The sequence below is a fragment of the Leucobacter sp. PH1c genome (assembly GCF_000633415.1).
In the GTDB taxonomy this organism is placed as follows: domain Bacteria; phylum Actinomycetota; class Actinomycetes; order Actinomycetales; family Microbacteriaceae; genus Leucobacter.
This window is the reverse complement of the sequence record NZ_AYMV01000026.1, coordinates 1-21029: the sequence shown is the minus strand read 5'-3', so window position 1 is coordinate 21029 and position 21029 is coordinate 1. Positions and strand designations below refer to the sequence as shown.

Here is a 21029-nt window from a genome sequence, read left to right as displayed (position 1 = left end):
CCGTTCTTCCCCGCCACCCGAGCCCCACCCCAGCCCACCCGAGGAGCAGAGATGTCAGCAGCACCGTCCGCAGCGCAGCCCGCGCCGCAGTCAGCAGAGGACGCGGTCCGCGCGGCCGTCCAGCGATACGTCGACGGCTGCGTCGCCGCGGACCCCGCGGCCGTGCGCGACGCCTTCACGGAGGACGCGATGATGTGGGGCACCCTCGGCCCCGAGGCCGTCACGATGAGCGGCGCCGATTTCGCCGCGAACGTGATCGCGACGGCCGTCCCCGCGGGTCCGGAGTACGGCGCGGAGATCCACGGCATCGTCGTGACGGGCGAGATCGCCCACGCGGTGCTCGACGAACGACAGTTCCTGGGCGCGGACTTCCGCAACCACTTCGGACTGGTCCGGCGCGAAGGCGTGTGGCGCATTGCGAGCAAGGTGTTCACGACGCGCTAGGCCCGCGCTCCGGCGCCGCTCGGCACCGGAGCGGTCGCCCGAGCGGAGCGCCCCGCGGCCGCGAGCCGAGTACTCGAGCGCGTAGACCTCGGCGGGGGCGCCGCTCAGCACGCGCTCGCGCATCTCGGCCTCGAGCTCGGCGAGCTGCGCCAGCTCCTCGACGCTCTTGCCCGCGCGCTCGCTGAGCGCGAGGTACTCCGTCGTGACCACCCCGTCCTCCCGGAGCACGCAGGTCACCTGCGCCTCCCCCGCGCTCACCTCGAACAGGTACCGCGAGAGCGCCGCGCCGCGCTCGGGGCGCGCGAGCTCCGGAAGCACTTCGTAGCGCCCGCCCGACACCGCGCGGGTGACGAGCTCGAACGTGTCGCGCGCCCCCGGGCCCGCGAACGGGGTGCGCACGCGCACGCTGCGGCGATCGACCTTCCCTCCCGCGGTGCGCGCGGCGAGCTCCGGAAGCGCCCGGGCGAGGGCGGCGAAGGCGTGCGCGACGCCGCCCGGGAACTCGGGGCCGTGATAGCGCATGCAGTCAGCGAAGGTGTAGCGGAGCTGCTCGCCGCCGTCCCACACGGTGAGACTGCGGTCGGGCTTCGGGCTGAGGGTCATGGTGGGCTCGCTTTCGGCGGGAGGCTGACGCGTCCGTACCGCGGGATGCGGAGGGTCTTCCGCCACTGTACCCGATTTTCTTAGGATACCCTCACCTTCATCGGATCTATTGCTTCCGAACAGCCAGGTTCCTGCCGCGAGTCCGCCCACAACGACGAACGCGCCCCGGCAGGAATCCCTGCCGGGGCGCGTTCGTCATGCGGCGCGGGGTGCGCCGCGCCCGCTACCAGCGGGGCTTGCGCTTGCCGTCGGCACGGTTGCCGCCCTGGTCGCGACGATCGGAGCCGTAGCCCCCGCGATCGCCACGGTCGCCACGGTCGTAGCCGCCGCGCCCGCCGCGATCGCCGCCGTAGCCACCGCGATCGCCGCCGTAGCCACCGCGATCCCCGCGGTCGCCACGGTCGTAGCCGCCGCGCCCGCCGCGATCGCCGCCGTAACCGCCGCGATCCCCGCGATCACCGCGGTCCGAGCCGTAGCCGCCGCGATCGCCGCGATCCGAACGGCCGTAGCCGCCACGGTCGCCACCGCGATCGCCGCGGTCCGAACGGCCGTAGCCGCCGCGGTCCCCGCCGCGATCGCCACGATCCGAGCGGCCGTAGCCGCCGCGGTCGCCGCCACGATCGGAGCGGCCGTAGCCGCCGCGATCCCCGCGGTCGCCGCCGTAGCCCCCGCGATCGCCGCCGCCGCGCGGTCCGCGATCCTCCTTGAGCTCGATCAGCTTGCCGCTGATCCGGGTCTCCGAGAGCTTGCCGAGCGCCTCGCCCGACAGGTCCGCGGGCAGCTCGACGAGCGAGAAGTCGTCGCGCACCTGGATGCGTCCGAAGTCATCGCGGGTGAGGCCGCCCTCGTTCGCGATCGCGCCGATGATCTGGCCGGGGTTGATCTTCTGCCGGTGACCCACCTCGATGCGGTACATCTTCAGGTCGGTGCGGCGCTCGCGCGGACCGCGATCCTCGCGCGCGGGGCGGTCGCCACGGCCACCGCTCACGCCCTCCTCGAGGAAGCGCGCGGCCTGCTTGCGGTCGCGCTCGAACTTGCGGTCGTCCTCCTCCGTGAGGAGCAGCGGCGTATCGCCCTGGGCGACGACCGCGAGCGCCGCGGCCACGTCGGGCTCGGGGACGTCGTGGTTGCGCACGTAGTGGGCGATGATGTCGCGAAAGCGATCGATGCGCGCGGTCTCGCCGAGCGCGGTCGTGATCGCGTCGTCGAAGCGCGAGAGACGGGTCGCGTTGACCTCGTCGACCCCGGGCAGCGGCATCTGCGTGAGCGGCTGCTTGGTGGCCTTCTCGATCGCGCCGAGCAGGCGGCGCTCGCGCGGGGTGACGAAGCTGATCGCGTCGCCCGTGCGGCCCGCGCGGCCGGTGCGGCCGATGCGGTGCACGTACGACTCGGTGTCGATCGGCAGGTCGTAGTTGATGACGTGGCTGATGCGCTCGACGTCGAGGCCGCGCGCGGCGACGTCGGTCGCGACGAGGATGTCGAGGCGGCCGTCCTTCAGCGACTGCACCGTGCGCTCGCGCACGTTCTGCGGGATGTCGCCGTTGATCGCGGCGGCCGAGTAGCCGCGGGCGCGGAGCTTCTCGGCGACCTGCTCGGAGTCGCCGCGGGTGCGCGTGAAGACGATGAGGCCGTCGAACTCTTCGACCTCCAGGATGCGGGTGAGCGCATCGAGCTTCTGCGTGTAGGAGACGACGTTGTAGCGCTGCGTGATGTTCGAGCTCGTCTGCGTCTTCCCGGCGATCTTGATCTCCTGCGGGTCGCGCAGGTGCTGCTGGGAGATGCGGCGGATCTGCGCCGGCATGGTCGCGGAGAAGAGGGCGACCTGCTTCTCCTCGGGCGTCTCGGCGAGGATCGTCTCGACGTCCTCGGCGAAGCCCATCTTGAGCATCTCGTCGGCCTCGTCGAGCACGAGGTACTTGATCTCGCTCAGGTCGAGCGATCCGCGCTTCAGGTGGTCCATGATGCGGCCGGGGGTGCCGACCACGATGTCCACGCCGCGGCGCAGCGCGGAGAGCTGCTGGCCGTAGGCCTGGCCGCCGTAGACGGGGAGGAGGTGCACCTCGGGGAGGTGGGTGGCGTAGCTCTCGAACGCCTCGCACACCTGGAGCGCGAGCTCACGGGTGGGGGCGAGCACGATGGCCTGGGGCACGCCCTGGCCGGGCTGGATGCGGGAAAGGACGGGAAGCGCGAAGGCTGCGGTCTTGCCGGTGCCGGTCTGCGCGAGGCCGACGACGTCGCGCCCCTCGAGCAGAACCGGAATGGTCGCGGCCTGAATGGCCGACGGCGTCTCGTAGCCAACCTCGGTCACGGCGCGGAGCACCTCGGGTGCGAGGCCTAGCTCGGCGAAGGTGATGCGCTCGCCCTCAGTGGTGTCGGGGGTTGCGGTCGCGCCAGCTTCGGGCGCGGCATTCTCAGAAGAGGTCATCATACTAGTCTACCCCGGGAAAACCTGGTAGCGTACCGCCCCGCCGCACATGAGCACAACGGGGCGGTCTCGCGAGCCTCAGCCGGCGCGCAGCGCCAGCCAGGCGGCCCGGCGCTCCGCCTGACGCGCGGGATCGGCGACGGGCGAGGCCGCGAGTAGCCGCCGGCTATAGGGATGCTCGGGGTCGCGCGTCACCTGCTCGCCGTCGCCGATCTCGACGAGCTCGCCGCGGGTCATCACCGCGACGCGGTGACAGATCCGGCGCACCACGCCGAGGTCGTGCGACACGAAGAGGTACGCGACGCCGGTCTCGCGCTGCAGCTCGATGAGCAGCTCGAGCACCGCGGCCTGCGTGGTCAGATCGAGGGCGCTCACCGGCTCGTCGCAGATGATCAGACGGGGTTCGCGCACGAGGGCGCGCGCGATCGCGATGCGCTGCCGCTGCCCGCCCGAGAACTCGCGCGGCAGCCGGTCGATGACCCCGGCCGGGAGGCGCACCCGATCGAGCATCTCCGCGACGGCGCGCCGCGCGGCGGCGCGGTCCACCCCCGCCGCAGTGAGGGGCTCCGCGAGGATCTCCCCGATCGTGAGCTGCGGGTTGAGCGAGCCGTAGGGATCCTGGAACACGACCTGGATCTCGGCGGCGAGCCCGCGGCGCTCCGCTCGGCTCAGGTGGGTGATGTCCCGCCCGGCGAAGGTGATCGACCCGCTCGCGACCGGCACGAGGCCGAGGATCGCCTTGCCCAGGGTCGACTTCCCCGAGCCGGACTCGCCGACGAGGCCGACGCACTCCCCCGCGCCGACGTCGAGCGAGACCTCGTGGAGCACGCGGTTGGGGTGCCGCCGGGAGCCGTACTCGACGACCACATCTCGCGCGGACAGGAGCGGGGCGAACTCGGTCATCGGGAGACCTCCTCGTGCGGCGCGGCCTCTGCGGTCGCGGGGGCTGGACGTGCAGGGGCGCGGCCGGCGCCGGCCGCCCCGGTCTCGAACTCGGCGTCGAGCTCGGCGCGGCTCGCGGCCGTGTCGAGCGACGCGGCGATGAGCTCGCGCGTGTACGGGTGCTCGGCGTGCGCGAAGATCGGCTCCACATCGTCGATCTCGACGATGCTCCCGCCCCGCATCACCACGACGCGGTCGCAGATGTCCGCGACGACGCCGAAGTTGTGCGTGACGATGACGAGCGCCATGTCTCCCTCGCGCTGCAGCTCGCGGAGGAGCTCGAGCACCTCGGCCTGGACGGTCACGTCGAGCGCCGTCGTCGGCTCGTCGGCGACGAGCACCGAGGGCCGGCCGGCGATCGCGCCCGCGATGAGCACGCGCTGCGCCATACCGCCGGACAGCTCGTGCGGGTAGCTCCTGAGCACACGCTCGGGGTCCACGATGCCGACGCGGCCGAGCACCTCGAGCGCTCGCGCCCGCGCCTCGGCCCGACTCATCCCGTGCACGGCGCGGAGCGGCTCGGTGAGCTGGAAGCCGATCGTGTACGAGGGGTCGAGGTTCGTCATCGGCTCCTGGGGGATGTACCCGATCTCGTGGCCGAGCAGCTGCGCGCGGTCACGGCGCGAGAGCGTCGTCACGTCCTCGCCGCCGATCCAGATCGCGTCGGCGGTGTAGTAGCCGGACTTCGGGAGCAGGTCGAGCATCGAGAACACCGTCTGCGACTTGCCGGATCCCGACTCCCCCACGATGCCGACGACCTCGCCGGGCGCGACGTCGAGGGTGATGCCGTGCACCACCTCGACCTCTCCGGCGGCCGTCTCGTAGGTCACCCGAAGATTCTCGAGCCGGACCGCGGAATCCACGGCGGCGACCGAGATGGATCCCGTCGTGGTCGTCGTCGCGCCGTGCGGCAGCCGTTCCGCGTTCGCGCGCGCGATCCTTCGCCGTTCCCGGCGGGAGAGCGTCGGCGTCTTCACGCTGATGACGTCGGCGAGTGTCGAGCCGAGCACCGCGAGCGCGGCAATCGTGATGCCGAGCGCGAGGGACGGCCAGAGGAGGAGGAGCGGATCGGTGCGCATCACCTTGAAGCCCTCGTTCATCGCGGCGCCCCAGCCGGGGGTCGTGCCGCCGCCGATGCCCAGGAACTGCAGGCCGGCCTGCATGCCCATCGCCATGCCGGCGGTGAGCGCGGACTGGATGACGATCGGAGCCGTGACCTGGGTGATGATGTGGCGGCCCATGATCCGGAGGTCGGAGAGGCCCGCCACGCGCGCGGCGTCGACGTAGGCCTCGCCGCGCACGGCGAGGACGGTCGAGCGGGTCAACCGGAAGTAGCCCGGGGCCATGAAGACGCCGACGGTCACCATGAGCAGATTGAAGTTGTTGCCCGTGTTCGCGCCGACGATGAGCAGGATCACCATGCCGGGGATCGACTGGAGTCCGTCGCTGATCCACGTGCCGATGCGATCCATCCGGCCGCCGTAGTAGCCCGCCGCGAGGCCGGAGGGGACGCCGATCACGAGGGCGGTGCAGATCGCGACGAGCGCACCCCACAGCGTGATCTGGGTGCCCCAGATCAGGCGGCTCGCGACGTCGCGACCGGTCGTATCGCCGCCGAGCCAGTGCTCGGCGCTCGGCAGCGCGCGCGTGATCGAGAGATCGACCAGGTTCGGGTCGGAGGGCGCGAGCCAGGGCGCGAGCACCCCGACGAGCACGACGACGGCGAGCACCGCGATCGACACGGCCCCGGCGGGGCGCCTGAGCAGACGCCGGAGCAGCGCCTCGCGCCCGCCCCCGCGGGTGTCGATGGGGTCGGAGAGCGGAGTGGTCATTTCGCACGCGCCTTCGGGTTGATCCAGCCGAGCAGGATGTCGAGCAGGAAGTTGATGATGACGACGAACACGACGGTGATCACCGTGATCCCGAGCAGCATCGGGATGTCGCCGTTCTGCGAGGAGGCCTGCGTGAGCGGCCCGATGCCGGGCAGCGCGAAGATCTGCTCGACGATGATGGCACCGGAGAGCAGGCCGACGAACATGAGCGCGAGGACGGTGAGGGAGGCCGGGGCCGCGTTGCGGAGCAGGTGCATCACGACCCGCCACTGCGGCAGGCCGCGGCTGCGGAGCGTCCGCACGTAGTCCTGCGCATCGGCCTGGATGATCGCGTTGCGGAGCTGCTCGGCGATCATCACGATCGCGCCGAGCGCGAGCGCGATCGCCGGGAGCGTGATCGACTGCGCCCAGCCGCCGAGGGACTGCGTGGGCGCGACGTAGCCGACCGCGGGGAACCAGCGGAGGTTCACCGCGAAGGTCATGACGAGCACGAGCGCGACCCAGAAGCCGGGCAGCGCGAAGAGGATCACGGCCGCGGCCTTCACGAGCTTGTCGATCCAGGTGTTCGGGCGGAGGCCGGCGGCCACCCCGAGCAGCGCGCCGAGGAGCGCCGAGAGCAGGATTGCGACCGAGACGACCGAGAGGGTCACGGGGAGCTTGAGCGCCAACTGCGAGCCGACGGACTGGAAGTTCTTCCAGGAGACGCCGAAATCGCCGCGGAGCAGGCCGCCGAACCACTCGCCGAACTGGACGAGCAGGGGCCGGTCGGTGCCGATCCGCTCGGCGAGGACGGCCTGGGCCTCCGGGGTCGCCGCGCTGCCGAGCAGGCCGAGCGTGGGGTCGGGAATCGCGGCGTGCGCGAGGAAGAAGGTGCCGGTCGCGACGACGACGAGGAGGATCACTCCGGACAGCAGCCGCTTGAGCGTGAAGGTGAGCATCGGGTCTCCGAGGACTGGGATGACGGGTCGATGGACGGTGGGCGGGGCCGCGCTGCGGCCCCGCCCTGCCGCGTTACTTCGAGAGGGCGATCTGTCGGAGGGTGGGGAACATCATCCCCGTCACGGGGGTCACCGTGAACTCGGCCGCCGAGATGTAGGTGTTCGTCGACTGCGCCCACACCGAGAAGAACGCGTTCTCCGTGACGAGCTCGTTGAGCTTCTCGACCGCGGCGATCTGCTCGTCGCCCGGGGCCGCGGCGAACACCGCGTCCACCTGCGCCTGCACCTCGGGGAAGGCATCGAGGCCGGGGGTCGGGTTGTACCACTGCGGCTTCGCGATCTGGCGCTCGACCGTGGCGATCGGGTTCGAGTCCATCGCGATCACGCCGACGAACATCGGGTACTCCGGGGCGACCGACATGTACTGCATGAAGTCGGTCTCCTTCCACGTCACGCCGATGCCGAGCTCACCGAAGGTCTGCTCGACGATCGCCTGCCACGGCTGGAACGGCGGGGCCATGGGCATGGTCACGTCGAAGCCGTCGGCGTAGCCGGCCTCGGCGAGGAGCTGCTTCGCGGTCTCGATGCTCGGCTTCGTCTTGCCGGCGAGCGCGGGCACGTAGCCCGGCGTGCCAACGGGGAACACCTGGTTCGTCGCCTCGCCGACGCCCTGCGCGATGGTCTCCACCATTTCGGGGCCGTTGAACGCGACGTTCAGCGCCTGGCGCACCTTGAGCTCGCCGAGGGGCTTCCCCATCTCGGTCGCGCCCGCGCGGTCGCTGAACTGGAGACCCACCCACATCGAGAGCCCGGTCGCCACGTTCCAGCCGCGATCCGGGGCCATGTCCATGGCGGTCTTGTCGCCGTAGATCACGTTGAACTGGCCGCTCTCCATACCGTTGAGCATGGCCGTCGCATCGGAGAGCGGGCTCACTGACAGCGGGTCGAACGGGAACTCGTCGGCCGCCCAGTGATCGGCGACCTTGTCGAAGCGGTACTCCGCGCCGGGAACCGAGTCCGCCGAGAGCGTGTAGGGCCCGGAGCCGACGGGAGCCTCGGCGAGCGTGCCCGCGTCGATCGCGTCGGGCGCCATCATGTAGCTGCGGCCGAGCCCCATGAAGTAGAGGATCGTGTCGTCGCGTTGCGTGAGGTGGATCGCGATCGTGTCCTCGTCGACCGCCTCGAAGCTCTCGACCTTCTGGTACGCCTCCTGCGAGCGCGCGCCCTGCTGCAGGTACTCGAGGCTCTTCACCGCGGCCTCTGCCGTGAACGCCTCGCCATCCGAGAACTTCGCGTCGGTGCGGAGATTCATCGTGATGGTGGTGAAGTCGTCGGAGATCTCCCAGTCGGTCGCGAGCGCAGGCTGGGGCTCCCCCGATCCGTCGATCGCGACGAGCGGGTCGTAGACGGCCGAGAGGTACGGGCCGTCGAAGCCGACGTCGGCGAGCGAGGGATCCCAGGAGGTGAGATCCAGGAAGTTGCCAATGCTGAGCGGCTGGGCTGCGGCTCCGTCGCCGTCATCGCCCGTCGCGGTGCCGCCCCCGCTTGAGCAGGCCGTGAGCGCGAGTGCCGCGGCGGCGAGCGCCGCGATTCCCGTGAGTGTTCTCTTCATCGTGTCTACTTCTCTCGGTATTCGGACATGTGCTGATGGGGTGAGGCTCCGTTGCATGGCCATCGCATTTCCGCCGTGAACTCGCGTCCCCCGCGTTGTGATGGACGTCACTTCGGCGTGCCGTCGGTTTCATTCTACGAACGTTGAATAAAAAAGCAAACTATCGTCTACGGGCCGAGAATAACGATTCGGCGACGCCGGATTCGCGCGCCACCCCGGTGCGCGGGGCGCGGATTCCGGGGTGGCCCGCGCGGCGGGGATCGTATACGATTCGAAGCACGACCAAAGGAGGCCCCGTGCTCGACCAGACACAGATTGACGCCATTGCCGACGAGCTCGTCCAGGCGGACCGCGACCGCGCCGTCCTGCCGAAGCTCACGAGCCGCTACCCCGGCATGGTGATCGAAGACTCCTACGCAATCCAGAAGGTGTGGTCCGATCGCCGGATCGCGCAGGGCGCGAAGCTCGTCGGGCACAAGATCGGCCTCACCTCGAAGGTGATGCAGGTGGCCACCGGGATCAGCGAGCCCGACTACGGCGTGATCCACGACGACATGGTGTTCGAGTCGGGCTCGGTGCTCGAGTTCGACCGCTATTCGAACGTGCGCATCGAGGTGGAGCTCGCCTTCGTGCTCGACAAGCCCCTCTCCGGCCCCGGCACCACCATCTTCGATGTGCTCGACGCGACGGCGTACGTCGTACCCGCGCTCGAGGTGCTGAACTCCCACCTCGAGCTGGAGGGTCGCACGATCGTCGACACGATCAGCGACAACGCGGCAATGGGCGCGATGGTGCTGGGCGGCCGCCCCGTGAAGGTCGACGAGGTGGACCTGAGCTGGGTGCCCGCGCTCCTCTACCGCAACGAGACGATCGAGGACTCGGGCGTCGCAGGCGCGGTGCTCGGCCACCCCGCCCTCGGCGTCGCCTGGCTCGCGAACAAGCTCGCGCAGCACGGCCAGAGCCTCGAAGCCGGGGAGATCATCCTCGCCGGGTCCTTCACCAAGCCCATGTGGGTGGAGCGCGGCGACACCGTGCACGCCGACTACAACGAGCTGGGGTCCGTGACGTGCCGATTCGTGTAGCCCTCCCCGCAACGCTGCGCGCACGGCTCGACGCGGCGGAGCGCCCGCTGATCGGCCTCTGGGCCTGCGCGGGCAGCCCCGTGACGGCCGAGATCGTCGCCGGGAGCGGCTGCGACTGGGTGCTCCTCGACGCGGAGCACTCCCCCAACGGCCTCGAGTCGGTGCTCGCGCAGCTCTACGCGATGTCCGCGTACCCGGTCGCCCCGCTCGTGCGCCCGCCCTCGGGCGACACCGTCACGATCAAGCAGTTCCTCGATCTCGGCGCGCAGAACCTGCTCATCCCGATGGTCGACTCGGCGGAGCAGGCCAAACAGATCGTGCGCGCCGTGCGCTACCCCGACGGCTCGGCGGCCGGCGGCGTGCGCGGCGTCGGCTCGGCGCTCGCGCGCTCCGCCCGCTGGAACCGCGTCGAGGGGTACCTCGGCCGCGCGAGCGCGACGATCAGCCTGACCGTGCAGATCGAATCGGCCGCGGCGGTCGCGGACGTCGAGCGGATCGTCGCGGTCGAGGGCGTCGACGCGATCTTTGTCGGGCCCTCGGACCTCGCCGCCTCGATGGGGCTGCTCGGCGAGCAGGGGCACCCGGACGTCGTCGACAACGTGCTCCGCGCCATCCGCGCGGGCGTCGCGGCGGGCAAGCCGGTCGGCGTGAACGCGTTCGTCCCCGCGGACGCGGAGCGCTACATCGCGGCCGGTGCGAGCTTCGTCGCGGTCGGGGCCGACGTGGCGATCCTCGCCCGCCAGACCGAGGCGCTCGTGGAGCGTTTCACGGGCGGCGCCGATCCTGGGCCCACCCGCGCGAGCTACTAGCGCACACTGCGGCGGCGCCCCGGAGCCGCTCCGGAACCGACTTGGGGTCGGCACGCAGCGGCTCCGCGGCCGCCGGCCGCACGGTTCTTCCCAAATCCCACCAAATCGTATACGATAAGAAATACAACGAGATGAGCGAGGTCGCCATGACGTACGGAATCGAGTCCCCCGGCAAGATCATTGCCGTGCACCTCAACTACCCGTCGAGGATCGCCCAGCGCGGCCGCACGCCCGCGTTCCCGTCCTACTTCTTCAAGCCCGCCTCGTCGCTCGCGTCGACCGGCGGCACCATCGAGCGCCCCGCGGGCACCGAGCTGCTCGCCTTCGAGGGCGAGATCGCCCTCGTCATCGGCACCGAGGCCCGCTGGGTCTCCCCCGAGGACGGCTGGGCCCACGTGTCGCACGTCACCGCCGCGAACGACTTCGGGCTCTACGATCTCCGCGCGGCCGACAAGGGCTCGAACGTGCGCAACAAGGGCGGTGACGGCTTCACGCCGCTCGGCCCCGTCGCGATCCCCACCGAGGGCATCGACCAGGACTCCTGGCGCGTGCGCACCTGGGTGAACGGCGCGCTCGTGCAGGACGACACGAGCGACACCCTGGCGTTCCCGTTCGGCCAGCTCGTGGCCGACCTCTCGCAGCACATGACCCTCGAGCCGGGCGATGTGATCCTCACGGGCACCCCCGCGGGATCCTCCGTCGTGCTCCCCGGCGACGTGGTCGAGGTCGAGGTCGACGCACCGAACGTGCCCGGCGCACCCACGACCGGCCGCCTCGTGACGACCGTGACCCAGGGCACCACCGCGTTCGGCGACTTCGGCAACACGCCGCGGGCCGACGACCTGCAGCGCATCGAGGCGTGGGGCAGCCCCGAGGAGCACGCCGCGGCGGTCGCCGCCGGGCGCGCGACCCCGCTCGACGGCCCGGCCGCCGGCCCCCTCACGGACGAGATCCGAGCGCTCCTCGACGGCGTCGCGGTCGCGACGGTCTCGGCGGCGCTCCGCAAGCGCGGCTACGTCGACATCTTCATCGACGGCGTACACCCGAACCACGAGGGCGACACCATCCTCGGCACCGCGAAGACGCTCCGCTTCATCCCGTTCCGCCCGGACCTCTTCGCGGCGCACGGCGGCGGCTTCAACGCGCAGAAGCGCGCGTTCGACACCGTGAACGCCGGCGAGGTGCTCGTCGTCGAGGCGCGCGGGATCCCGAGCACCGGCACCGTGGGCGACGTGCTCGCGCTCCGCGCCCAGGTGCGCGGGGCGGCCGGCATCGTCACGGACGGCGGGGTGCGCGACTTCGCGGCCGTGCAGCAGTTCGACATCCCCGTCTTCTCGCAGGGCGCGCACGCGAGCGTGCTCGGCCGGCGCCACGTCCCGTGGGAGACCGACGTGACGATCGCCTGCGGCGGCGCCGCGGTGCAGCCGGGCGACATCATCATGGGCGACCGCGACGGCGTGATCGTGATCCCGCCGGCGCTGCTCGCGGAGGTGGCCGCGGAGGCCGCCGCGCAGGAGCGGGCCGACGCGTGGGTCGCCGACCGCGTCGCCGAGGGCCACGCGGTCGACGGGCTCTTTCCGATGAACGCCGAGTGGCGCGCGCGCTACGCGGCCGAGACGGGTGCGGCGTAAGCCATGTCGGCCGAGTCGAAGTCCGAGCGCGCGTACCGCCTGATCCGGGAACGGATCGATAGCGGCACGTACGTGCCGGGCTACCGCCTGGTCCTCGCACCGATCGCGGCCGAGCTCGACATGTCCGTCGTGCCCGTGCGCGAAGCGATCCGTCGGCTCGAGGCCGAGCAGCTCGTCACGTTCGAGCGGAACGTGGGCGCCCAGGTCTCCCTCGTCAAGGAGACCGAGTACCTGCACACGATGCAGACGCTCGCGCTCGTCGAGGGCTCCGCGACCGGACTCGCGGCGCCGTTCATCACGCCGGACCAGATCGCCCGCGCCCGCGCCGTCAACGAGACGATGCGCGAGTCGCTGAGCGCCTTCGATCCGCAGCGCTTCACGGAGCTCAACCTCGAGTTCCACAGCGTGCTCTTCGAGACGTGCCCGAACCCGCACATCCTTGACCTCGTGCACCGCGGCTGGAACCGGATGAAGGTGCTCCGCAACTCGTCCTTCAGCTTCGTGCCGGGCCGCGCGAGCGAGTCCGTCGACGAGCACGAGCGCCTGCTCGAGCTCATCGAGCGCGGGGCCACCCCCCTCGAGATCGAGCTGGCGGCGCGCGAGCACCGCACGGCCACCCTCGACGCCGTGCTCTCCCACACCGAGGAGCAGCACCGGCCCCCCGCGACCGCCGCACCGGCGGGCGCGACCGCAGACCACCACACACCGCAGCAATCACCACCGGAGGCGACAGCATGACACCGCAGAAGCCCGCAGGGCTCCCCGACAAGATCCGCCACTTCATCGACGGCAAGTTCGTCGACTCGGTCGGCGGCGAAGAGTTCGACGTGCTGGATCCCGTCTCGAACGAGACGTACATCCAGGCATCCGCCGGCCAGAAGGCCGACATCGACCTCGCGGTCGCCGCAGCGCGCCGCGCGTTCACCGAGGGCCCCTGGCCGAAGATGCTCCCCCGCGAGCGCTCGCGCATCCTGCACAAGGTCGCCGACATCGTCGAGTCGCGCGACGCGCAGCTCGCCGAGCTCGAGAGCTTCGACTCGGGCCTCCCCATCACCCAGGCGAAGGGCCAGGCGCGCCGCGCGGCCGAGAACTTCCGCTTCTTCGCCGACCTGATCGTGGCGCAGCACGACGACACCTTCAAGGTGCCCGGCCGCCAGGTCAACTACGTGAACCGCAAGCCCATCGGCGTGGCCGGCCTGATCACGCCCTGGAACACGCCCTTCATGCTCGAGTCGTGGAAGCTCGGCCCCGCGCTCGCGACCGGCAACACCGTCGTGCTGAAGCCCGCCGAGTTCACCCCGCTCTCGGCGTCGCTGTGGGGCGAGATCTTCCGCGAGGCCGGCGTCCCCGACGGGGTCTTCAACCTCGTGAACGGCATGGGCGAGGACGCGGGCGACGCGCTCGTGAAGCACCCGGACGTCCCCCTCATCTCCTTCACGGGCGAGTCGAGCACGGGCTCGCTCATCTTCGGCAACGCGGCGCCGTTCCTGAAGGGCCTCTCGATGGAGCTCGGCGGCAAGAGCCCGGCGGTCGTGTTCGCTGACGCGGACCTCGAGGCCGCGCTCGACGCGACCGTGTTCGGCGTCTTCAGCCTGAACGGCGAGCGCTGCACCGCTGGCAGCCGCATCCTCGTGCAGCGCGACATCTACGACGAGTTCGTGGAGCGCTACGCCGAGCGGGCGAAGAACGTCGTCGTCGGCCTGCCGAGCGATCCCGCGACCGAGGTGGGCGCGCTCGTGCACCCCGAGCACTACGCGAAGGTGATGAGCTACGTCGAGATCGGCAAGAGCGAGGGCCGCCTCGTCGCCGGAGGCGGGCGCCCCGAGGGCTTCCCCGTCGGCAACTTCGTGGCCCCCACGGTATTCGCCGATGTGCGCCCCGACGCGCGGATCTTCCAGGAGGAGATCTTCGGACCCGTCGTCGCGATCACCCCGTTCGACACGGACGAGGAGGCGCTCGAGCTCGCCAACAACACGAAGTACGGCCTCGCGGCCTACATCTGGACCTCGAACCTGAAGCGCGCGCACAACTTCGCGCAGTCCGTCGAGGCCGGCATGGTGTGGCTCAACTCGAACAACGTCCGCGACCTCCGCACGCCCTTCGGCGGCGTCAAGGCCTCCGGCCTCGGCCACGAGGGCGGCTACCGCTCGATCGATTTCTACACCGATCAGCAGGCCGTGCACATCACGCTCAACGAGGCGCACTCGCCGAAGTTCGGCGCGGGCAAGTGATTCCCGGGCCCGCCACGGGCCCGATCGACCACCCCGCGCAGCCGTCGCGCGGGGGTTCACCACAGATTGAAGATTAAGGACAACGACATGTCTGAACTCGCAGGTCGCGAAAAGACCTCCTCCGGCTTCTACGTCACGAAGGAAGCCCCCATCAAGACCGACAACCCGATCACGACGCCGACGGCGCCCGCGCCGGACATCCTGCGCTGCGCCTACATGGAGCTCGTCGTCACCGACCTCGCCGCCTCGCGCGCGTTCTACGTCGACGTGCTCGGCCTCACGGTGACCGAGGAGGACGAGAACACCGTCTACCTCCGCTCGCTCGAGGAGTTCATCCACCACAACCTCGTGCTCCGCAAGGGCCCGATCGCCGCGGTCGCCGCGTTCTCGTACCGGGTGCGCACGCCCGAGGACCTCGACAAGGCCGTCGCGTTCTACACGGAACTGGGCTGCCGCGTCGAGCGTCGCGCCGAGGGCTTCACGAAGGGCATCGGCGACTCCGTGCGCGTCGAGGACCCCCTGGGCTTCCCCTACGAGTTCTTCCACGACGTCGAGCACGTCGAGCGGCTCGCGTGGCGCTACGACCTCTACACGCCGGGCGCGCTCGTGCGCCTCGACCACTTCAACCAGGTCACCCCGGACGTGCCCCGCGCCGTGCGCCACTACCAGGACCTCGGCTTCCGGGTGACGGAGGACATCCAGGACGAGGACGGCACCGTCTACGCCGCGTGGCTGCGCCGCAAGCCCACCGTGCACGACACGGCCGCGACGGGCGGCGACGGCCCCCGCATGCACCACGTCGCATTCTCGACCCACGAGAAGCACAACATCCTCGCGATCTGCGACAAGATGGGCGCGCTGCGCATGTCGGATCGCATCGAGCGCGGCCCCGGCCGCCACGGCGTCTCGAACGCGTTCTACCTGTACATCCTGGATCCGGACGGCCACCGCGTCGAGATCTACACCCAGGACTACTACACGGGCGATCCGGACAACCCGGTCGTCACGTGGGACGTGCACGACAACCAGCGCCGCGACTGGTGGGGCAACCCCGTGGTCCCGTCCTGGTACACGGAGGCCTCGCTCGTGCTCGACCTCGACGGCAACCCGCAGCCCGTCGTCGCCCGCACCGACGCCTCGGAGATGGCCGTGACGATCGGCGCCGACGGCTTCTCGTACACGCGCGACGCCGAGGGTGAGAAGGGCTTCAAGCTCGGCAACACCCTGTAGGAACCGTGCGCGACAGCGGGGGCGGGGCGATGATCGCCCCGCCCCCGCTGTGGTTTCGTGCGCCGGCGCCGGGCGGCCGAGTTTCAGGCGCCTGCGTCGTCTCGGAGCGCGGCGACGAGCGCGCCGTCGCCCAGGCCGAGCGCGAGCTCGGCGTACGAGCGCACCGCGGCGCGGCACTCCTCTCGCGGCGTGCGATCGCCGACGAGCGGGTAGAGATCGTACGCGTCTTCGAGCGCCACGAGGTTGCGGGCGATGATGCCCGGCGGGCTCGCGAGGCGGAACTCGCCCGTGCCCGCGCCGATCTCGACGAGCGTGCGGTACAGCATGATCTGGCGCTCTACGAGCGCGCGGTGCGCGGGGAGGAACTCGGGGTGCTCCGCGAGCACGGGAACGCTCTCGTAGACCTGGCGCAGCTCGTCGCTGATCGTGTCCGGAACGCCCGCCTCGATCATGCTGGCGATGCGCGATGCGGCGGAGGCCGGCCGGTCGAGGATCCCCTGGCGGCGCTCCGCGAACTCCTCCATCGCGCCCGCGAGCGCGGTGATCTGCAGCTCGTTCAGGCTCGTGAAGTAGTGGAGCACGTTCGCCGGGCTCATGGCGGCCTCGGCCGCGACGGCGCGCACGTTCACGCCGCCGCGGGGCCGGGTCCGAGCGACGCGCCAGAATGCACGGATGATCTCATCGCGCCGCTCTCCGCGGCGCCGCTCGGTCGCGTTCATGCGCTCAGCCTAGGGCATCGGGCACGCGCACCGACTCGGTGAGGCCCGCGTAGTGCCGCGGGCGGCGCGCACGGAGCACGAGCCCCACGATCACTCCCCCGATGAGCAGGATCGGCGTCGGCAGGAGCAGGATCTGGTTGATCGGCCCCTCGAGCCCGGTCACCACCTCGAAGTTCGTGATGATCAGCACGTAGCCGGAGATCAGGCCGATCGCGCCGATGATCGGCGCGATCACGACGCGGAAGACGCCGTGCCCGCGGCGATCCCGCGCGAAGTACCAGACCACCGCGACGGCGGTGAGCGCCTGGGCGAACACGAGCCCCTGCACGCCCGTCGCGTAGGTCCACAGCGCGAGGCCGAGGAAGGGGTCGGCGCCGACGAGGATCGCGACGAGCACCCCGAGGGCCGAGAACGCCGACAGCGTGAGGCTCGCCACGGCGGGGGCCTGGCTGCGGCGGCTCGTGCGTGCGAGTGCCGCGGGCAGCAGCCCCTCGCGGCCGAGCGAGAACAGGTAGCGCGTGCACGCGTTGTGGAACGACAGCACGCACGCAAAGAAGCTCGTCACGATGAGGATCTTCATGACGAACCCTGCCCAGGCGCCCGCGAGCCGGCCGGTGCCCTCGATCACGGCGGTCTCGAACGCGTCGGATCGCGCGAGCTCGACCACGCCGTCGGCGCCGAACGCGACCGTGAGGATCCAGAAAGTGAAGGCGTAGAAGACCCCGAGGAAGATCACCGCAATGATCGTCGCGCGCGGGATCGTGCGCTCGGGGCGCTTCGCCTCCTCCGCGTAGATCGCGGTGCTCTCGAAACCGAGGTAGGCGCCGAAGCCGATCACGAACAGGGCGCCCGCCGCGGGGGCGAAGAACACGTTCTGGGGGTCGAAGCCCGCGAGGCTCCACGGCTCGGGGCCGCCGTCCGCGATCGCGGCGATCGCGAGCACGAGGAGGATCCCGACCTCGAGGGTGAGGAGCACGGCGAGCACGCGCGCGCCGACGTCGATCGAGCGGTACCCGAGGAAGGCGACGATGCCGACCGCGATGAGCGACCACACGCCCCACGGGAGGTCGATCCCGAGCAGCTCGGCGAAGGTGAACTGCGCGAAGAACCCGATGAAGCCGTAGAACGAGATCACGAGGGAGATGTAGGCAAAGACGGTCACCGAGGAGACGCCGATGCCGAGCGGCTTGCCGAGCCCGCGCGAGACGTACGCGTAGAAGGCGCCAGCGTTGCGGACGCTCTTCGACATCGCGGTGAAGCCGAGCGCGAAGAAGATGAGCACGACGGCGCAGAAGAGGATCGCGCCGGGCGCCCCCACGCCGCCCATGCGGAACGAGGTCATCGCGCCGCTCACGACGACCGTGAGCGGGGCCGCTGCCGAGACCACGAAGAAGATGATGTCCCAGGTGCCGAGGCGGCCCGTGGCGAGCGCGCCCGCCGGGGCCGGGTCAGTGCCCGTCGGGGCCGCGGCGGCGGGGGTCGCCGTCGCGGCGGGTGTCGGCGAATCGGATGAGGCGGTCATGATGGAGACTCCTTTGTCTGGGCGCGAAGTGGGGCTAGGATTCGAACAACGATCAATACCCTGATGCCACTGCCGTGATGTGCAGTCTAGACACAATCGATGGGATTAAACAATGTTCAATGTTGAACTGGGCGACGCGCTGGCCGCCTCCGCGAGCCCGCGCGCTCGGGACCTCGGAATCCCGCTGCGCGGCGAGCCGGGGCCCTGGAACGCGATCACCGACGTGCCGGGCCTCACGGTCGGGCAGGTCACGCTCGTGACCGACGCCCCCGTCGTCACCCGCACCGGCGTCACCGCGATCCTCCCCCGCGGACGCGATGCGGCCGGCCGGCCCTGCGCCGCGGGAATCGCGGTACTGAACGGCAACGGCGAGCTCACGGGCCGGAGCTGGATCGAGGAGTCCGGACAGCTCCAGGCCCCGATCGCCCTGACGAACTCGCACGCGGTGGGGGCCGTCCACCTCGGCATCGATGCCTGGATGGCCGAGCATCACCCCGCGAGCGCCGCCGCCTGGATGCTGCCCGTGGTGGGCGAGACCTGGGACGGCTATCTCAACTCGATCAACGCCGACACCGTGCGCCCGGAGCACGCGCGCGAGGCCCTCGACCGCGCCACGTCCGGCCCCGTCGCCGAGGGGAACTCGGGCGGCGGCACGGGGATGAACTGCTACGGCTTCAAGGGCGGCACGGGGACTTCGTCCCGCGTGGTGCGCTCCGGCGACCGCGCCTGGACCGTCGGCGTGCTGCTCCAGGCGAACTTCGGAAGCCGGAAGGAGCTCCTCGTGCAGGGGCGCCCGCTCGGGCGCGACTCGGCAGCGCCGAATCCCATGGAGACCGAGCCCTGGTTCGCGGCGGATCTCGAGGCCGCCGGAAGCGACGCGCGCCGCGCCGTACCGGGCGCGGGCAGCGTGATCGTGATCGTCGCGACGGACGCGCCGCTCCTCCCCGACCAGTGCCGCGCGCTCGCGCGGCGCGTGCCGCTCGGCCTCGCGCGCACGGGCACGACCGGCAGCCACTTCTCGGGCGACATCTTCCTCGCCTTCTCCACGGCCAACGGCGGCGGGCTGAGCTCGGCCATGTCGGACGACGCCGTGCGCACCGAGTCGCTCGAGCACGTCGCCTGGGGCAGCATCGACCCGTTTTTCGAGGCGGTCGTCGAGGCCACGGAGGAGGCCGTGCTCAACGCCCTCGTGGCCGCGCGGGACACCGTGGGTCGCGCGGGCCACACGAGCCAGGCACTCCCCCACGACGAGGTGCGGGCGGCGTTCGGGTAGCCGCGGCACTATCCACTTGGAAAGCCGTGCGCGCGCCGTCATGCCCCGTGCGCGCACGGCACAGCTTTCGGCTTCTGATCACGAATTCTCGAACCTAGACTCACTGACATGCGCCGCCAGCACCGAGGCTGGCTTGGTCGGCAAAGACGCGAGACCGGGAGGGACCCCACATGACCAGCACCGCAGCCACACCCCACACCGCGCACGATCCGGGGCTGAGCCGGCGCACGCTCGGCGTCCCGGCGATCACGCTCATGATCATTGCGGCCTCGGCGCCGCTCACCGTCGTCGCGGGCGGCGTGACCACCTCCTTCGCCGTGACCGAGTCGCTCGGCGTGCCGCTCGGCTTCCTCCTGATCGCGGTCATCCTCACGGTCTTCGCCGTGGGCTACACCGCGATGGGCCGCAACATCACGAACGCGGGCGCCTTCTACGCCTACATCGCCCAGGGGCTCGGCCGCCCCCTCGGTGTCGGCGCCTCACTCATCGCGCTCGTCTCCTACAACGCCATGCAGATCGGCATCTACGGCCTCTTCGGCTTCCAGCTCTCGATGTTCCTCGAGGCCAAGTTCGGCTTCGCCTCACCCTGGTGGCTCTGGATCCTCCTCTGCATCGCGCTCGTCGGGATCCTGGGCGTGAACCGCGTCGACCTCTCGGCGAAGGTGCTCGGCGTGCTCGTGGGCCTCGAGTTCCTCGTCGTCATCGTCTTCGACATCGTCGCGATCGGCGCGGCGCCCGAGGGCGTCTCGACCGCGACGCTCAACCCCGGCGCACTCTTCGGCCCCGCGCTCGGCATCATTCTCGTGTTCGGCGTCGCCGCGTTCATGGGCTTCGAGGGCGCCGCGATCTACGGCGAAGAGGCGAAGGATCCGAAGCGCACCGTGCCGCGGGCGACCTACGCCGCCGTCGCCATCATCGGCGTCTTCTACGCCTTCAGCGCCTGGGCGTTCTCCGTGGGCATCGGCCCCGCCCAGATCGTTCCCGCCTCGCAGGAGTTCGGCCCCGACCTCATGTTCGTCTTCATGACGGATCAGGTGGGCGTGCTCTTCGCCGACGTGATGACGCTGCTCTTCCTCACGAGCCTCTTCGCCGCGCAGCAGTCGTTCCACAACGCGGTCGCCCGCTACTTCTTCTCGCTCGGCCGCGAGGGCGTGCTGCCCGCGTGGTTCGCCCGCACCAGCCGGGCCGGCGCCCCCTGGGCGGGGTCCGTCGCGCAGACCGTGATCGCGCTCGTCGTGGTGATCGGCTTCGCTCTCGCGGGCGAGGCGTTCGGCGGCGCGGCCGCGCTCGGCGACTCCGCGTTCCTCTACCCCGTGCTCACGATGTTCACCTGGCTCACGAACACGGGCGCCATGGGCCTCGTGCTCCTCATGGCCGTGATCGCCGCGGCGGTGATCGGATTCTTCCGCCGCAACCGGCGCGGGCTGAGCGTCTGGACCACGCTCATCGCGCCCATCATCTCGGGCGTCGCGCTGCTCTGGGTGTTCGTCATGATCCTGCAGAACTTCCAGCTCATGCTCGGCCAGGCGGAGCCCGACGCCTCGACCTTCGTGCTCCCCGGGATGATCTTCGCCGCGGGCATCATCGGCATCGTGTGGGCGCTCGTGCTCCGCGCGCGAAAGCCCGAGGTGTACCGCCAGATCGGCCACGGCACCGAGCCCGGGGCCTACGGCACCGAGCTCGTCGACGTGGTCGGCGACGAGAACTAAGCGCCCAACTGAGAAGACCCCCGCTCC

16 protein-coding genes are annotated in these 21029 nt (G+C 70.8%); 9 read left to right on the top strand and 7 right to left on the bottom strand.

Annotated features, from left to right (window positions below; translation table 11 throughout):
- The first annotated feature begins 51 nt into the window (after positions 1–51).
- Positions 52–444 (top strand): nuclear transport factor 2 family protein, encoded by a 393-nt coding sequence (locus U874_RS15135; protein WP_081809956.1) that lies wholly within the window; start codon positions 52–54, stop codon positions 442–444.
- A gap of 826 nt (positions 445–1270) precedes the next feature.
- Here U874_RS15135 and U874_RS0109205 read toward each other — a convergent pair.
- From U874_RS0109205 to U874_RS0109185, 5 genes are all read right to left on the bottom strand, one after another.
- Positions 1271–3472, bottom strand: a complete 2202-nt coding sequence (locus U874_RS0109205) for a DEAD/DEAH box helicase (RefSeq protein WP_025134253.1) — start codon at positions 3470–3472, stop codon at positions 1271–1273.
- A 78-nt stretch (positions 3473–3550) separates the two neighbouring features.
- Positions 3551–4375 (bottom strand): ABC transporter ATP-binding protein, encoded by an 825-nt coding sequence (locus U874_RS0109200; protein ID WP_025134252.1) that lies wholly within the window; start codon positions 4373–4375, stop codon positions 3551–3553.
- Entirely contained in the window at positions 4372–6246 is a 1875-nt protein-coding gene (locus tag U874_RS0109195) for a dipeptide/oligopeptide/nickel ABC transporter permease/ATP-binding protein (RefSeq protein ID WP_025134251.1), read from the bottom strand. Before U874_RS0109195 ends, U874_RS0109200 begins: the two co-directional genes overlap by 4 nt.
- Complete coding sequence (locus U874_RS0109190) at positions 6243–7184, bottom strand: ABC transporter permease (protein WP_025134250.1); 942 nt, start codon at positions 7182–7184, stop codon at positions 6243–6245. The genes U874_RS0109195 and U874_RS0109190 overlap by 4 nt, the downstream gene beginning before the upstream one ends.
- A 73-nt stretch (positions 7185–7257) precedes the next feature.
- Complete coding sequence (locus U874_RS0109185; RefSeq protein ID WP_025134249.1) at positions 7258–8796, bottom strand: ABC transporter substrate-binding protein; 1539 nt, start codon at positions 8794–8796, stop codon at positions 7258–7260.
- Between the two features lie 296 nt (positions 8797–9092).
- Here U874_RS0109185 and U874_RS0109180 point away from each other — a divergent pair, with 296 nt between their 5' ends.
- The 6 genes from U874_RS0109180 (at position 9093) to hpaD (ending at position 15779) form a co-directional block, all read left to right on the top strand.
- Positions 9093–9878 (top strand): fumarylacetoacetate hydrolase family protein, encoded by a 786-nt coding sequence (locus U874_RS0109180; RefSeq protein WP_025134248.1) that lies wholly within the window; start codon positions 9093–9095, stop codon positions 9876–9878.
- Complete coding sequence (locus U874_RS0109175) at positions 9863–10687, top strand: HpcH/HpaI aldolase/citrate lyase family protein (RefSeq protein WP_025134247.1); 825 nt, start codon at positions 9863–9865, stop codon at positions 10685–10687. Before U874_RS0109180 ends, U874_RS0109175 begins: the two co-directional genes overlap by 16 nt.
- Positions 10688–10833: 146 nt before the next feature.
- The gene (locus U874_RS0109170) at positions 10834–12318 is read left to right on the top strand and encodes a fumarylacetoacetate hydrolase family protein (protein WP_025134246.1); all 1485 of its coding nucleotides are present in this window, start codon (positions 10834–10836) and stop codon (positions 12316–12318) included.
- A 3-nt stretch (positions 12319–12321) separates the two neighbouring features.
- Complete coding sequence (locus tag U874_RS0109165) at positions 12322–13056, top strand: GntR family transcriptional regulator (RefSeq protein ID WP_025134245.1); 735 nt, start codon at positions 12322–12324, stop codon at positions 13054–13056.
- Positions 13053–14549 (top strand): 5-carboxymethyl-2-hydroxymuconate semialdehyde dehydrogenase, encoded by a 1497-nt coding sequence (hpaE, locus tag U874_RS0109160; protein ID WP_025134244.1) that lies wholly within the window; start codon positions 13053–13055, stop codon positions 14547–14549. Before U874_RS0109165 ends, hpaE begins: the two co-directional genes overlap by 4 nt.
- A gap of 87 nt (positions 14550–14636) precedes the next feature.
- The gene (gene hpaD / locus U874_RS0109155; RefSeq protein ID WP_025134243.1) at positions 14637–15779 is read left to right on the top strand and encodes a 3,4-dihydroxyphenylacetate 2,3-dioxygenase; all 1143 of its coding nucleotides are present in this window, start codon (positions 14637–14639) and stop codon (positions 15777–15779) included.
- 83 nt (positions 15780–15862) lie between these two features.
- Here hpaD and U874_RS0109150 read toward each other — a convergent pair whose 3' ends face one another.
- Both U874_RS0109150 and U874_RS0109145 read right to left on the bottom strand, forming a co-directional pair.
- Positions 15863–16498, bottom strand: a complete 636-nt coding sequence (locus tag U874_RS0109150; protein WP_025134242.1) for a hypothetical protein — start codon at positions 16496–16498, stop codon at positions 15863–15865.
- A 4-nt stretch (positions 16499–16502) separates the two neighbouring features.
- On the bottom strand, positions 16503–18020 hold the full coding sequence (locus U874_RS0109145) for an APC family permease (protein ID WP_025134241.1): 1518 nt from the start codon (positions 18018–18020) through the stop codon (positions 16503–16505).
- Positions 18021–18132: 112 nt separating this feature from the next.
- Between U874_RS0109145 and U874_RS0109140 the strand changes: the two genes are divergently transcribed.
- Positions 18133–19293: a P1 family peptidase gene (locus tag U874_RS0109140; protein ID WP_025134240.1), complete on the top strand. Its 1161-nt coding sequence runs from the start codon at positions 18133–18135 to the stop codon at positions 19291–19293.
- Positions 19294–19463: 170 nt separating this feature from the next.
- Complete coding sequence (locus U874_RS0109135; RefSeq protein ID WP_025134239.1) at positions 19464–21002, top strand: APC family permease; 1539 nt, start codon at positions 19464–19466, stop codon at positions 21000–21002.
- The last annotated feature ends 27 nt before the right edge of the window (positions 21003–21029 follow it).

What these genes read in the sequence shown, in the direction of transcription:
- U874_RS0109205 (WP_025134253.1), bottom strand. Translation starts at nt 3,472, where the DNA reads ATGACCTCTTCTGAGAATGCCGCGCCCGAAGCTGGCGCGACCGCAACC.
- U874_RS0109185 (WP_025134249.1), bottom strand. Translation starts at nt 8,796, where the DNA reads ATGAAGAGAACACTCACGGGAATCGCGGCGCTCGCCGCCGCGGCACTC.
- U874_RS0109200 (WP_025134252.1), bottom strand. Translation starts at nt 4,375, where the DNA reads ATGACCGAGTTCGCCCCGCTCCTGTCCGCGCGAGATGTGGTCGTCGAG.
- U874_RS0109145 (WP_025134241.1), bottom strand. Translation starts at nt 18,020, where the DNA reads ATGACCGCCTCATCCGATTCGCCGACACCCGCCGCGACGGCGACCCCC.
- U874_RS0109150 (WP_025134242.1), bottom strand. Translation starts at nt 16,498, where the DNA reads ATGAACGCGACCGAGCGGCGCCGCGGAGAGCGGCGCGATGAGATCATC.
- U874_RS0109165 (WP_025134245.1), top strand. Translation starts at nt 12,322, where the DNA reads ATGTCGGCCGAGTCGAAGTCCGAGCGCGCGTACCGCCTGATCCGGGAA.
- hpaE (WP_025134244.1), top strand. Translation starts at nt 13,053, where the DNA reads ATGACACCGCAGAAGCCCGCAGGGCTCCCCGACAAGATCCGCCACTTC.
- U874_RS0109190 (WP_025134250.1), bottom strand. Translation starts at nt 7,184, where the DNA reads ATGCTCACCTTCACGCTCAAGCGGCTGCTGTCCGGAGTGATCCTCCTC.
- U874_RS0109195 (WP_025134251.1), bottom strand. Translation starts at nt 6,246, where the DNA reads ATGACCACTCCGCTCTCCGACCCCATCGACACCCGCGGGGGCGGGCGC.
- U874_RS0109170 (WP_025134246.1), top strand. Translation starts at nt 10,834, where the DNA reads ATGACGTACGGAATCGAGTCCCCCGGCAAGATCATTGCCGTGCACCTC.
- U874_RS15135 (WP_081809956.1), top strand. Translation starts at nt 52, where the DNA reads ATGTCAGCAGCACCGTCCGCAGCGCAGCCCGCGCCGCAGTCAGCAGAG.
- hpaD (WP_025134243.1), top strand. Translation starts at nt 14,637, where the DNA reads ATGTCTGAACTCGCAGGTCGCGAAAAGACCTCCTCCGGCTTCTACGTC.
- U874_RS0109140 (WP_025134240.1), top strand. Translation starts at nt 18,133, where the DNA reads ATGTTCAATGTTGAACTGGGCGACGCGCTGGCCGCCTCCGCGAGCCCG.
- U874_RS0109135 (WP_025134239.1), top strand. Translation starts at nt 19,464, where the DNA reads ATGACCAGCACCGCAGCCACACCCCACACCGCGCACGATCCGGGGCTG.